The organism is Nonomuraea sp. bgisy101 (assembly GCF_057708945.1).
The window spans coordinates 77,409-89,746 of sequence record NZ_JBYITD010000008.1 but is presented as its reverse complement, the minus strand read 5'-3'; the positions used below and the strand labels follow the sequence as shown (position 1 = coordinate 89,746).

13 protein-coding genes are annotated in these 12,338 nt (G+C 71.8%); 10 read left to right on the top strand and 3 right to left on the bottom strand.

Features of this window, described 5'->3' with window-relative positions:
* Positions 1–114: 114 nt before the first annotated feature.
* Both AC3EO4_RS16935 and AC3EO4_RS16930 read right to left on the bottom strand, forming a co-directional pair.
* On the bottom strand, positions 115–840 hold the full coding sequence (locus AC3EO4_RS16935) for a ThuA domain-containing protein (RefSeq protein ID WP_379576483.1): 726 nt from the start codon (positions 838–840) through the stop codon (positions 115–117).
* Entirely contained in the window at positions 728–1,981 is a 1,254-nt protein-coding gene (locus tag AC3EO4_RS16930; RefSeq protein WP_379576481.1) for an MFS transporter, read from the bottom strand. The genes AC3EO4_RS16935 and AC3EO4_RS16930 overlap by 113 nt, the downstream gene beginning before the upstream one ends.
* Before the next feature lie 66 nt (positions 1,982–2,047).
* On the opposite strand from AC3EO4_RS16930, the gene AC3EO4_RS16925 reads away from it, so the two are divergent.
* The 10 genes from AC3EO4_RS16925 (at position 2,048) to AC3EO4_RS16880 (ending at position 11,375) form a co-directional block, all read left to right on the top strand.
* A complete protein-coding gene (locus tag AC3EO4_RS16925) occupies positions 2,048–2,992 on the top strand; it encodes a LysR family transcriptional regulator (RefSeq protein WP_379576909.1) in 945 nt (314 codons plus the stop codon).
* Between the two features lie 35 nt (positions 2,993–3,027).
* Entirely contained in the window at positions 3,028–4,329 is a 1,302-nt protein-coding gene (locus AC3EO4_RS16920; RefSeq protein WP_431896457.1) for an extracellular solute-binding protein, read from the top strand.
* A gap of 17 nt (positions 4,330–4,346) precedes the next feature.
* Positions 4,347–5,192: a carbohydrate ABC transporter permease gene (locus AC3EO4_RS16915; RefSeq protein ID WP_379576474.1), complete on the top strand. Its 846-nt coding sequence runs from the start codon at positions 4,347–4,349 to the stop codon at positions 5,190–5,192.
* On the top strand, positions 5,189–6,004 hold the full coding sequence (locus AC3EO4_RS16910) for a carbohydrate ABC transporter permease (RefSeq protein ID WP_431896455.1): 816 nt from the start codon (positions 5,189–5,191) through the stop codon (positions 6,002–6,004). Before AC3EO4_RS16915 ends, AC3EO4_RS16910 begins: the two co-directional genes overlap by 4 nt.
* Positions 6,001–6,852: an ROK family protein gene (locus AC3EO4_RS16905; protein WP_431896453.1), complete on the top strand. Its 852-nt coding sequence runs from the start codon at positions 6,001–6,003 to the stop codon at positions 6,850–6,852. Before AC3EO4_RS16910 ends, AC3EO4_RS16905 begins: the two co-directional genes overlap by 4 nt.
* A gap of 2 nt (positions 6,853–6,854) precedes the next feature.
* Positions 6,855–7,583, top strand: coding sequence for a GntR family transcriptional regulator (locus AC3EO4_RS16900; protein ID WP_379576907.1), 729 nt, complete (start codon positions 6,855–6,857; stop codon positions 7,581–7,583).
* 10 nt (positions 7,584–7,593) lie between these two features.
* Positions 7,594–8,352: a sugar isomerase domain-containing protein gene (locus AC3EO4_RS16895; RefSeq protein WP_379576468.1), complete on the top strand. Its 759-nt coding sequence runs from the start codon at positions 7,594–7,596 to the stop codon at positions 8,350–8,352.
* A gap of 14 nt (positions 8,353–8,366) precedes the next feature.
* Positions 8,367–8,552: a hypothetical protein gene (locus AC3EO4_RS16890; RefSeq protein ID WP_431896451.1), complete on the top strand. Its 186-nt coding sequence runs from the start codon at positions 8,367–8,369 to the stop codon at positions 8,550–8,552.
* 57 nt (positions 8,553–8,609) lie between these two features.
* On the top strand, positions 8,610–9,290 hold the full coding sequence (locus AC3EO4_RS16885) for a PepSY domain-containing protein (protein ID WP_431896450.1): 681 nt from the start codon (positions 8,610–8,612) through the stop codon (positions 9,288–9,290).
* A gap of 138 nt (positions 9,291–9,428) precedes the next feature.
* Positions 9,429–11,375: a heparinase II/III domain-containing protein gene (locus AC3EO4_RS16880; protein WP_431896448.1), complete on the top strand. Its 1,947-nt coding sequence runs from the start codon at positions 9,429–9,431 to the stop codon at positions 11,373–11,375.
* Here AC3EO4_RS16880 and AC3EO4_RS16875 read toward each other — a convergent pair.
* The gene (locus AC3EO4_RS16875) at positions 11,326–12,276 is read right to left on the bottom strand and encodes a 3-methyladenine DNA glycosylase (protein ID WP_431896446.1); all 951 of its coding nucleotides are present in this window, start codon (positions 12,274–12,276) and stop codon (positions 11,326–11,328) included. The two genes, AC3EO4_RS16880 and AC3EO4_RS16875, sit on opposite strands and share 50 nt — an antisense overlap.
* Between the last annotated feature and the right edge of the window lie 62 nt (positions 12,277–12,338).

Here is a 12,338-nt window from a genome sequence, read left to right as displayed (position 1 = left end):
CCTGATCGCCGATTTGGGCGAGGTGATCATGGCGACGTTGTCAAGCCTTCCTGCGACGGACCACCGGCGCGCAGCGCCTGCCCTCGGTGATGGTGTCGAAGGCCATGCGCTCGCCTACCAGGTGATCGGGGTGTGGACGTTGCGCAGCGGCTCGCCCGCGCCACCCGGAGGCGCCGCCCAGAGGACGGCGTTGGCCAGCACCCGCTGGACGCCCTCATGGTGGAAGATCGGGTATTTCTGGTCTCCTGGGCTGAAGTAGAAGACGCGTCCCTTGCCCCTGCGGTAGCAGCAGCCGGCGCGGAAGACCTCGCCCCCGGTGAAGGAGCTGATGAAGACGAGCTCGTCGGGAGTCGGGATGCCGAACGGCTCACCGTAGGTCTCGTGCTGCTCGATGACGAGCGGGTTGGGCACCCCCGCGGCGATCGGGTGCGCGGGGTCGATCGTCCAGACCAGCTCGCGCTCTCCCGCGTCACGCCAGGTCAGCGTGCAGGTGGTGCCCATCAGCGAGCGGAAGACCTTCGAGTAGTGGCCCGAGTGGAGCACCAGCAGGCCCATACCGCCCAGCACGCGCTCGTGGACGCGGGCGACGACGTCGTCCGAGACGTCCTCGTGGGCGGCGTGCCCCCACCAGGTCATGACGTCGGTCTCGGCCAGGACCTTCTCGGTGAGGCCGTGGGAGGGCTCGTCCATGGTCGCGGTCCTGACCGTGACGTTCCCGCCCAGGCGTTCACGCAGCCCTGCCGCTATCGCGCCGTGCAGGCCCTCCGGATAGCGCCGCCTGACGTCCTCCTCCTGCCGTTCGTGCACGTTCTCGCCCCACACCGTGACGTTGATGGTCACGCCGCCTTCTCCCTTCGGTCAGCACTCCCGCCACCGCCGCCAGCAGCCAGGCGGCGGTGAAGACGACCAGCCAGTTCCACCCTGCCCTGCCGTACACCATGCTGCCCAGCGTTCCGCCGACACTGCTGCCTACGTAGAAGAAGAGCGTGTACATGCCGGACACGTGGCCGCGGGCTCCCTCGGGGGCCTCGGCGGCGGCCCAGCCGTTGGCGACGGCGTGCGCGGCGAAGAAGCCCCCGGTGAGCACGACCAGCCCGGTGACGACCAGCGTCAGGGAGTCGGGGATGGTCAGCAGCGTGCCGAGGACGGTGATCAGGAGGGCGCCGACGAGCACCGGGCGCTTGCCGTACCTGCCGACGAGCCTGCCCGCCGCGCCCGAGGAGAGGGTGCCCATGGCGTAGGCGAGGAAGACCAGCGAGGCTATGGCTGGGGCGAGGCCGAGGTCGTGGATGAGCCTGAATCCGGCGGCGTTGTAGACGGCGACGAAGGAGCCCACGCCCGCCGCGGCCACGCCGTACTGCGCGAGGAGCACAGGGCGGCTGAAGGCCGCCCGCATGCCGCCCCCGTGCCTGGTCTTGGCGCGCGGGGGCGAGGGCGGCAGCGTCAGAACGGTGACCACCGCGCACAGCGCGGACACGCCCGCGACGGCGGCGAGCGCGCCGTGCCAGCCGAGGGGTTCGGCGACCAGCCCGGCAGCCAGGCGGCCCGCCATGCCGCCGACCGAGTTGCCAGCGATCATCGCGCCGACGGCGGCGGCGACTCCCGCCCCGCCCAGCAGTTCCATCAGGTAGGCCGCGGCGACTCCGGGGAAGCCGGCGATGGCGATGCCCTGCAGGGCTCTGAGGACCAGGAGCGTCTCGAAGTTCGGCGCGAGCGGCAGCAGCAGGCCGAGCACGGCCGAGGCGACGACGGAGATGAGGATGACCCGCCTCCTGCCCACGACCTCCGACAGCGCGGCGACCGGCAGCACGGCGACGGCGAGTGCGCCCGTCGCCACTCCCACGGCGAGGGAGGCGCCGCCGGGGTCGAGCCGGAAGTCCGTCGCGAGCTGGGGCAGCACCGACTGCGGGGCGTAGAGGAGGGCGAAGGAGGAGATGCCCGCGGCCGCGACGCCGGCAGTCACCCGAGGAGCGATAGCCACGCCAAAGAAACTAAGCAAAGCTAATAAATACGTCCAATACCGCAATATGCGAAAATTCATACCGTGATGCATGAATTGGCTCCCAACTTGGAACTCCTGGCCGCGATCAGGGAGACCGAGCACGTGACCAGGGCGGCCGAGCTGCTCGGCGTGCCCCAGCCCACGGTGAGCAGGCGGCTCGCCGCGCTGTCCGAAGCGGTCGGCACCCCGCTCGTCGTCCCGCACGGCAGGGGCGTCAGGCTGACCAGGGCCGGCCGCACGCTCGCCGACGCGGCGGTCCGCGCGCTGGCGGTGATGGCGACGGGCGTCCGCGAGGTGCGCGAGGAGATCGATCCTGGCAGCGGGCGGATCGTGCTCGGCTTCCTGCACCTGCTCGGCCGCTCGCTCGTGCCCGCGCTCGTGGGCGGCTTCCGCGAGCGGCACCCGGGGGTGCGGTTCAGCCTGGTCCAGGGCTCGCGCGAGGTGATACTGCGGCGGCTGCGCGAGGGCGAGATCGACCTGGCCTTCGTCGCCCCACTCCCCTCGGACGACCCCGACCTGACCGGCACGCCGCTGGCCAGGCAGGAGCTGATGCTCACCGTCCCTGCCGCGCACCGGCTGGCAGGGCGCAGGCGGGTGCGCGCCGCGGAACTGGCCGACGAGGATTTCGTCACCCTGGAAAAGGGGTACGGCGTGCGCCAGATCACCGACGACCTGTGCGCCGCCGCCGGGTTCAGGCCCCGCATCACGTTCGAGGGCCAGGAGTCGGACACCGTGCGCGGGCTGGTCACCGCCGGCCTCGGGGTGGCGCTGCTGCCCGGAGAAGCGACCGCGCCGCTGCAGGGGGTGGTCGAGATCCCGCTCTCCCCCGCGGTGTTCCGCACGATCGGCGTCGTCAGACCCGCCCAGCTCACGCCCGTGGTGCGGGCCTTCCACGCGCACGTGGTGTCGCGAACGCGGGACTTCGGACCCGAGTTCAGCCCGCCCGCGGAGAACAAGAGGTCTTCCCACGGGGGCGAAAATTCGTTATAACAACCTAACGACCTGATGAATCAGGAGGCCCCCCAATGAAGACCTCGACGATGCGGGTGGCCGCGGTGAGCGCGGCCGTGGCGGTGATGGCGGCAGGGTGCGGCGGCGGCGCCGAGGGCCCGAAGACCACGAAGATCTCGTTCCTCACACACTGGGGCCCCGACCAGGTCAAGGCCCTGGAAGCGGCCGCCCAGGCGTTCCAGAAACAGAACCCGGGCATCACCGTCGACATCCGCGCCGTCCCGTTCGGGAACCTGCTGTCCACGCTGCGCACCCAGGGCGCCAGCCCCAACGGGCCGACCATCGCGAGCGTCTACGACCTGTGGCTGCCCGAGCTGGTCCGCGACGGCCTGGCAGGGAACATGCCCGCCGACGCCGAAACCGAGCTCGCGGCCAACTGGCCGAAGAACCTGATCGAGGGCGTCACCAAGCAGGGCGGCCCGCGCGGCTACCCCAACGAGGTCGACCTCTACGCGCTCAACTACAACAAGAAGCTCCTCAAGGAGGCCGGCGTCGCCGCCCCGCCCAAGACGTGGGCGGAGCTGGAGGAGGCGGCCGCGAAGCTGTCCAAGGACGGCAGGCAGGGTTTCGGCGTGATCACCAGCTGGCCCGCCGGCGTCGTGCACCCCTGGCTCTCGCTGGTCAACTCCAACGGCGGCAGGCTCCTCGACGGCGCTGTCCCCAAGCTCGACGACCCCAAGACCGTCGCCGCCGCCCAGCTCTACGCCAGGCTCGTGAAGTCCGGCGCGACACAGCCGAAGATGAGCAACGCCAACGCCAACACCACCGGCCCCTACCTGGACAACTTCGTCAACGGTAGGACCGGGATGATCATCATGGCGAACTGGTGGCAGGGCGCGCTCAAGGAGGCCATGGGCGAGCGCTACCAGGATGTGGGCGTCGCCCCCGTCCCCGTCGGACCGGACGGCGGCGGCAGCGCCCCGGTGTCCTATTCCTGGCTGACCATCGTGAACGGCAAGGCCGACCAGGCCAGGCAGCAGGCCGCGTGGAAGTTCCTCACCTACCTCAACGGCAAGGACAGCGGCAAGAACGGCTCCTCGGCGATGGGCGACATCCTGACGTCGATGGGCATCCTGCCGAGCCGCACCGGCGACCTCGAGGCGCACCGGGCGGAGCTGTCCGACCCGTTCCTGTCCGCCTACGTCGCCGAACTGGCCAACGCCGTCCCGTTCCCCGCGGTGCTGGGCGGCGAGGCGATGAGCCAGGCCGTGCAGAAGCACGTGGAGAACGTCGTCTTCGGCAAGGAGACGCCGGAGGCGGCGATGAGCGCGGCCCAGCGGGAGGTCGCCGACATCCTCACCAAGGCAGGCACGTGACGCGGCATCGTCGCAGCATGGCGGCCGTGGCGTTCCTGTCACCCGCCATGCTCGTCATCGGCCTGTTCACGGTGGTGCCGATCGGGCTGACGTTCTGGATCAGCCTGCACGAGTGGTCGATGTACACCCCGCTGAGCGAGATGTCGTGGCGGGGACTCGGCAACTACACCGACCTGCTCGGCGACGACGGCTTCTTCACCGCCCTCGGCAACACCGCGCTGTACGTGGCGCTGGTGGTCGTGGTGACGTTGCCGCTGTCCCTGGCGCTCGGCATGCTCCTGTACTTCCCCCGCGTCATGGGCAAGGGGGCGGCCAGGGCGGTGCTGTTCTCGACGTACGTGATCCCCACGGTGGCGATCTCGATCGTCTGGGGCGGGCTCTACGCCCCCGACTACGGGCCGCTGTCGCGGCTGTTCGACGCATGGGACCCGACCTGGTTGAGCTCGCCCGACACCGCGCTGGTGTCGCTGGTGATCTTCCACATCTGGCAGATGACCGGCTACTACACGGTGCTGGTGGTCGCGGGGCTCACCCAGATCCCCGCCGACCTGTACGAGGCGGCGCGCATCGACGGCGCCGGGTTCTGGCGGCAGACGGCGCACGTCACGCTTCCGCTGCTGCGCCGTACGACGGTCTTCATCGGGCTGGTGGCGATCATCAACGCGATCCAGGTGTTCGACCCCGTCTACATCCTCACGCAGGGCGGTCCCGCTGAGAGCACGAGCGTGCTGTCGTTCGCGATCCAGCGGGCCGCCTTCCAGCACGGCATGGCGGGGCAGGCCAGCGCGATGGCGTTCACCCTGCTGGTGCTCCTGGTGGCGCTCGGCGGCGTGTTCCTCGCCGCGGTCAGGAGGCGGTCATGAGGCGTGCGGCGGCCGCGGTGGCGATCGCGCTGGTCATGCTGCCCGCACTGTTCCCCCTGTACTGGATGGTGATCTCCAGCCTCAAGGGGCCCGAGGAACTGCAGGCGATCCCGCCGACCTGGTGGCCGCGCGAGCCGTCGTTCGGCGCGTTCGCGGAGGTGTTCGAGGCGGTGCCGTTCGGCACGGCGTTCGTCAACAGCCTGCTGCTGGCCGGGGTGGCGACGGTGTCGGTGCTGGTCACGAGCGTGCTGGCCGGGTACGTGTTCGCCAAGCACCACTTCAGGGGTCGTGAGGCGCTGTTCTGGGGGGTGGTGGCGACCATGTTCCTGCCGCCTGTCGTGACGCTCGTGCCGCTCTACTGGCTGGTGTCGTCCATGGACCTGGCCGACAGCTACCTGGGCGTGCTGCTGCCGTGGCTGGCCAACGCCTTCGGCGTCTTCCTGATGCGGCAGTTCGTCGCCGACGTGCCCGACGAGCTGCTCGACGCGGCCCGCATCGACGGCGCGGGCGAGCTGCGCATCGTGTGGCGGGTGGTCACGCCGCTGCTGCGGCCCGCGGTGGTGAGCCTGGCGATCTTCTCGTTCGTCTTCTACTGGAACAACTTCATCTGGCCCCTGTCGATCCTGCAGGACGACGCGAAGTTCCCCGTGGTGCTGGCGCTGAGCCGGCTGCTCAACTACAGCACCTCCGTGCAGTACCAGAACGTGGTCATGGCCGGGGCGCTGATCGCCTCCCTGCCGACGATCGTGGTGTTCCTGCTGGCACAGCGGGTGTTCGTGGCCTCGCTGTCCAGGACGGGGGTGAAGGGATGAGGTACGTCGGCGTCGACGTGGGGGGCACCCTGCTGCGGGTGCTGGTCGAAAGCGACGGCGTGCGCGGCGCCGTCGCCAGGCACACGGTGCCCCGCTCCTACGACGAGCTGGTCGGCCTGGTCGCCGAGCTCGCGGGGCCGGGGGCCCATGCGGTGAGGGTCGGGCTGCCCGGCACGTCGGCGGGCGGGAGCCCGGTGTTCGTGCCCGCGCTGCCGTGGCTGCAGAACCGTCCGCTGGCCGACGACCTGGCGGAACGGCTCGGCGCCCCGGTACGGCTGGGCCTCGACGGCCACCTCACCCTGCTGGCAGAGTCGGTGGAGGGCGCGGCCAAGGGACGGCGCTCGGCCGTGCTGGTCGCCGTCGGCACGGGGATCGGCGGCGCGCTGCTCGTCGACGGCAGGATCTGGCGCGGCGCGCACGGCAGCGCGGGCTCGTGGGGCTGGCTCCCCGCCGGCTCCGACACGGGGCCTGACACGGGCGGGCCTGACACGGGCGGGTTTGACACGGGCGGGTTCGAGGGGGCCGCCTCGGGGGCGGCGCTCGGCGGGCGGGGGCCTGAGCTGGTCGCGGCCGCCCGCGCCGGCCGCATGCCGCCCGAACTCGACGCCTACGCTCGACGGCTGGCGCGGGGCATCGCCGCGCTGGCCAGCACGCTCGACCCCGAGGTCGTCGTGGTGGGCGGCGGCATGGCCGACGCGATGGACGTGCTGGGACCCATGCTCGCCGTTCACATCGAGCGGCTCGCCTCGCCCGACGGGCGGCGGGTGCCGGTGGTCGCGGCGGGCCTCGGGTCGAGCGCTGGAGCCGTGGGCGCGCTGCTCGCGGCCAGGATCGGGGAGGACTGGTGAACATGAAAGGGCTCGACCCGACCTCGGGCGTGCCGCTGTACCTGCAGGTGGAGCGGTCGCTGCGGCAACGCATCGACGCCGAGGAGTGGGTGCCGGGCGCCCAGCTGCCCACGGAGGACGAGCTGGGAAAGGCCTACGGCGTCAGCAGGGTCACCATCCGTCAGGCGCTGGCCAGGCTCGTCGACCGCGGGGTGCTGGTGCGCGAGCAGGGCAGGGGGACGTTCGTCCGCGACACCAGCCTGACGGCGGGCGCGCGCGGCGTCACCTCGTTCACCGCGGAACTGGCGGGGCTCGGGCACCCGTCGGGCGCCAGGGTCCTGGAGCAGGGCGTGGTGCCCGCCGTCGACTGCGACCTGCCGAAGGAGATGGGCCTGGGACCCGGCGACCTGCTGTTGCGGTTGCGCAGGCTCAGGACCGACACCGCCCGCCCCGTCGGTGTTCAGACGGCGCTGCTGCCGCTGGAGCGCTTCCCCGGCCTGGATCGGCTCGACTTCACCGACCGCTCGCTGTACGAGACGCTGCGCGAGCACTACGGCCTCGTGCCGCGCGAGGCGATCGAGACCTTCACCGTCGGCGGCGTGCTGGACGAGGACGCCCCCACGCTCGGCGTGGCGCCCGGCGCGCACGCCTTCTACGTCGAGCGCCTCACCTTCGACGCCCACGGCCCCTTCGAGTACGTCCGCAGCGTGATGCGCGGCGACCGCTACCAGATCCGCTTGGCCCTGCGATGAGAGGAATCTCGTGACCTACACCCGTCTCATGATCGATCTGCTCGACCGCCTCGACTCCACCCAGGGCGCCGCCCTCGACGCCGTCGCCGAGCGCTGCGCCGACGCCGTGCAGAACGGCGGCCTCATCCACCTGTACGGCAGCGGCCACTCGGTGATCCCCACCATGGACGCCTTCCCGCGTTACGGCAGCTTCGCCGGGCTGCACCCGCTGACCGATCCCCGCCTGATGTGGCACAACGTGCTCGGCCCCGGCGGGGTGCGGGAGCTGCTGTGGCTGGAGCGGACCGAGGGCTACGTCGAGCAGTACCTCGACCACGAGCCGCTCAGCGCTGGTGACGTGCTGGTCGTCTACTCGCACGGCGGGCGCAACGCCGCTCCCGTCGAGGCGGCCATGTACGGCGCCAAGCGCGGCCTGTTCACCGTGGCCGTCACCTCCGTCGCCAACCTGGAGCGTCCCGCCGAGCACTCCAGCGGCAGGCGCATCGCCGAGGTGTGCGACGTCACCATCGACACGGGCGTGCCCGTACAGGACGCGATCGTCGACGTCGACGGATGGGACCGTCCCGTCGGCGGCGCGTCGACCGTCGTGGCCTGCGTGGTCAGCCACGAGATCGTCACCAGGACGGCCGCCGTGCTGGCGGGCAGGGGCGTGGTCGTCCCGACGTTCGTCTCGCCGACCGTGCCCGGCGCCTCGGTGTCGTCGAACGACGAGGTCTTCGACGAGCACCGGCGTCGCCTGCACGCCGCCGAGGGCAGGGCGCGAGACTAGGCGTCCCGCGGCCGATGAGGGAGGTGGCCGTGCTGTTCGCCGAGATCGGCGCCGAGCAGGGCCACCAGGGCGTCGGCTGCGGCTACGCCAGGCGGGCCGGTGGCCCCGGCCGGTACGCGCGGCCGGGGCTCGGCCTCACGTTGGGCGAGCAGGCCGCGAAAGGGACGGTGGACCAGGCAGTGGTCGGTTCTCCGGCCTGAACCGTATTGCCTGATCGCTGGGCGTGCCTTTACGACGTTCCGGGCAGCGTCACCAGTATGAATGGTGGAAAACGGACAAAGACCATCATCGGCACAATCTTCGCCGGATCGGTTCTGCTCGGGGTGGCGTCCTGCGGGACCGACGGCACCGAGTCCGGCACCGCCGTGGCCAAGCAGGTGCCCGCCGGAGGCGCCGTCGCAGCCCTCCCGTCTCCCACCGGGATGCCCACCGGAGCCCCGAGCATGGAACCCAGCGGCTACCCGACCATGGAGCCCAGCGGCGCGCCCAGCATGGGCGCGGGCGACGTGGAGAGCCTCGAGAAGGCGGGCATGGCGGCGGTGGAGGCCGTCGAGGGCTCCACGCTCATCGCGATCGAGGCCAGGGACAACGGCCGGACCTGGGAGGTCCACGTCGTCGGGACGGACGGCACCGAGCACAGCATGGACATCGACGCCGAGTCGGGCAACGTGGTCTCGGGACCCACGGCCGAGCAGGACGACGCGGCGGAGAAGGCCAAGCTCATGGACATGGTCAAGAGCGCCGTTCTCACCTACAAGGAGGCGGCGCAGAAGGCCACCGAGTCGGTGCCCGGAGGCAGGATCGCCGAGCTGTACCTGGACCGGCACGAGGGCAAGGTGGCGTGGGAAGCCGACCTCCTCACCCCTGACGGGACCAAGCACGAGGTCTACGTCGACGCCAAGGACGGCACCGTCTCCAAGGAAGGCTCGACGAGCTGACATCGGGTCGATCCCGTGGCGTGACGCGACCGCCGCGCCATGAGGCGACATGAGCCACGATCGCGGCATGCCGCGTCACGATGGTGACATGACACCGCACCACGATCGCGACCTGGGCGCTCGCGTCACGATGGTGACATGAGCGCCGCGTACACGCCCCGCTGGCCCGCGATCCTGCGCAGGGTCGAGACCAGACCGTGGGCCGCCACGATCCTGGCCGCCATCAGGGCCGACTTCACCCGCTGGACGCGCGAGCTGGTCATCCCGGGCCCCGAACGCCCGTCGGCGTGGAGTCACCACTACTTCTGCGACGGCGACGGCGCGCCGCTGGTGTTCGACGCCGCCACTCCCGCGCGCCACGCGTGCTCCCTGTGCGGCAGGGTCTACCTCGGCGAACCGTGGGACGGCGCGTGGCGCACCACGATGCACAACGCCGCCGCCGTCCAGGCACAGCGCGCCGCCCTGCTGGTCCGCCTGTCGAACGGCCAGGAGCCACGCGCGGAGCTCGAACGCATCGCGGCCGTCTACGCGCGCGACTACCTCGCCTACGAGCCCCACGGTGTCAACGCGGGCACGGGCAGGGTCCTGCCGCAGTCGCTCGACGAGGCGGTCTGGGCCGTCGGCATGCTGCGCGCGCTGCGCTGGGCGGGCGACGCGCTCAGTCCCGCCACCTGCCTGGCGGTCGACGCCATGGCGCGGGCGATCGTAGAGCTGCTGCGCCCGCAGGTCGGCATGATCCACAACATCCACTGCTGGCTGCTGGCCGCGCTGGCCGAGTGCGCCGCCCGGCTGGGCGACGACGAGCTGATGGCGTGGTGCCGCGATTCCCCCTTCGGCGCGGAGACCCAGGTCATCGAGGGTTTCCGGCCCGAGGGCCTCTGGTACGAGGTCAACGCTCACTACCACTACTACGCGGTCGCCGCGCTCCTGTCCTACCGCGAGGCCGCGGGGCCCGCGGGGCTGTCCGCGCGGGCGGCGCTGCGGCTGTCGCGCGCCATCGCCGCCCCGCCCTCCCTCGCCTACGCCGACACCCGCCTTCCCGCCTACGGCGACGGCTGGGCCGACTGCCACGTCGGCGACTTCGCCTCCCAGGCCGAGGCCGCCTGCGCGGTCGTACCCGAGGCGCCGGTCGACCTGGCTCCCTACTACGAGCGCCCGCGGCCCGGCCCGGTGCGTCCCTGGTTCGGCAACCCTGCCACCCTGCCGGGCTGCGCGGAGATCCAGGGCCGCTCGTCGGTCGCCGCCCTGGTCTTCGGTCCCGACGACGTGCCCGCGGGCTCCGGCGACCGCGCCTCGTTCGTGTGGCCGTGCACGGGGATCGGACTGCTGCGCTCGGCCTCGGTACGGCTGGCGATGCGGTTCGGCCCCGACGGCGGCTGGCACGACCACCGCGACAAGCTCAACGTCGACGTGGAGACCGCCACGGGCTGGTCCAGCCTCGACCTCGGAACCAGCGGCTACGGCTCGGACTTCACGGCGTGGACGCGCTCACCCCACGCGCACAACCTGGTGATCGTCGACGGTGCCCGGCAGCCCGTGCACACCGGACGCCTGCTGGAGTCGTCCGCGCGCCACCTCGTGGCGGAGTCGGCGTGGGAGGGGACCGTCCTGCGCCGCTCCGTCGAGGTGACCGACGGCGGGTGGACCGACGAGTTCACGGTCACGCTGGCGGCGCCAGGCCATATCGAGTGGGTCTTCCACGGCGACGGCCGCTTCGCCGCCGCCGAGCGGGCAGGCGCACCCGCCCCGGACGAGACGGCCTTGCGCGACGTCCGTTTCACCACCGCCGAGCGGGCCGGCGCGCCGGCCCCGGACGAGACGGCGTTGTGCGACGTCCGTACGCTCCTCGTGCCGCCCGACCGTGTCCTGCGCGGCACCTGGGACGTCGACGGCGCGCCCCGCCTGGCGCTGGCCGTGCCGGAAGGGTTCGAGGCCTACACGGCGACGGCGACGGGCAACCCGAACGGGCGTCCGCTCGGCGTGATCCTCCTGCGCGGGCATGGTGACCACGCCCGCTTCCACGCGACCTTCGAGCTCAGCTCGGAACGCCCGCGCCGAGACTCCCGCCGGGAGCATCCACGCTGAGCTCCCCTCGCGGAACACCTGCGTCTGGACTCTCCCCGCGAGCGGGCGTGTTGAGGAGCAGGCTCTGGCACAGGTCGGCGAGCGTGCGGCGCAGCGGCGCGGCCCGCTCGGCGAAGCCCCGCTGGGCGGCCGCGTAGGCGAGCCGCCCCTCGGGCGTCTCGATCGGGACCGGCTCGTAGCCGAGCGCGCTGAGGTCGTAGGGGCTGGCGCGCATGTCGAGCGTCCTGATGTCGCGGGCGAGCTCGAAGCAGTCGGCGACCAGCTCGCTCGGCACGAGGGGCGACAGCTTGTAGGCCCACTTGTACAGGTCCATGTTGGCGTGCAGGCAGCCGGGCTGTTCCAGCTCCACCTGGCGTTCGCGGGTCGGCCGCAGGGTGTTGAGCGGTCTGGCGGCTTCGGTGAAGAACCTGAACGCGTCGAAGTGGCTGCACCGCGCGCCCCTGCGCTCGACGACGGCGGCGATCTCCTCGGGCGGCATGCGCAGCGGCTGGGCGGCGTGCCGTACCTCGTCGGCGGGCTGCTTGTAGACCATCGCCCACTCGTGCATGCCGAAGCAGCCGAACTGCCCCTGCCGCGACGCGGTCGCCGACAGCAGCGCGGCCGTCCACTCGACCATGGCCCTGCGCTTGGCCAGCAGCCGGTCGGCGTCGACGGTGGCGCCCTCGTCGGTGTCGAGGTAGTCGGCCCCGTAGCCCTGCGCCTCCGCCAGCACGACGCCCGCGCCCGGGTGCCACCTGCGCAGCCGCCCCGGACGGTAGCCGTAGTAGTCGAACAGGAAGTCTTCGACCGGGTGGGCCTGACCCTCCCTGCGGCGGCTCAGGTGCGGCCCGACCCAGGCGTCGACCCGCCGCTGATGCGCCTCGGCCCGCGCCTGCCACTCCCGCTTGTCGAGGATCCTCACCGTTTCATCGTAGGAACCCCGGCCCACTGCCGTGGCCGCCGGGCGCCGCCGGTCACCGGGAT

Coding starts and splice junctions, on each gene's coding strand:
- AC3EO4_RS16905 (WP_431896453.1), top strand. CDS start 6,001: ATGAGGTACGTCGGCGTCGACGTGGGGGGCACCCTGCTGCGGGTGCTG.
- AC3EO4_RS16925 (WP_379576909.1), top strand. CDS start 2,048: ATGCATGAATTGGCTCCCAACTTGGAACTCCTGGCCGCGATCAGGGAG.
- AC3EO4_RS16890 (WP_431896451.1), top strand. CDS start 8,367: ATGAGGGAGGTGGCCGTGCTGTTCGCCGAGATCGGCGCCGAGCAGGGC.
- AC3EO4_RS16920 (WP_431896457.1), top strand. CDS start 3,028: ATGAAGACCTCGACGATGCGGGTGGCCGCGGTGAGCGCGGCCGTGGCG.
- AC3EO4_RS16910 (WP_431896455.1), top strand. CDS start 5,189: ATGAGGCGTGCGGCGGCCGCGGTGGCGATCGCGCTGGTCATGCTGCCC.
- AC3EO4_RS16880 (WP_431896448.1), top strand. CDS start 9,429: ATGAGCGCCGCGTACACGCCCCGCTGGCCCGCGATCCTGCGCAGGGTC.
- AC3EO4_RS16915 (WP_379576474.1), top strand. CDS start 4,347: ATGGCGGCCGTGGCGTTCCTGTCACCCGCCATGCTCGTCATCGGCCTG.
- AC3EO4_RS16885 (WP_431896450.1), top strand. CDS start 8,610: ATGAATGGTGGAAAACGGACAAAGACCATCATCGGCACAATCTTCGCC.
- AC3EO4_RS16900 (WP_379576907.1), top strand. CDS start 6,855: ATGAAAGGGCTCGACCCGACCTCGGGCGTGCCGCTGTACCTGCAGGTG.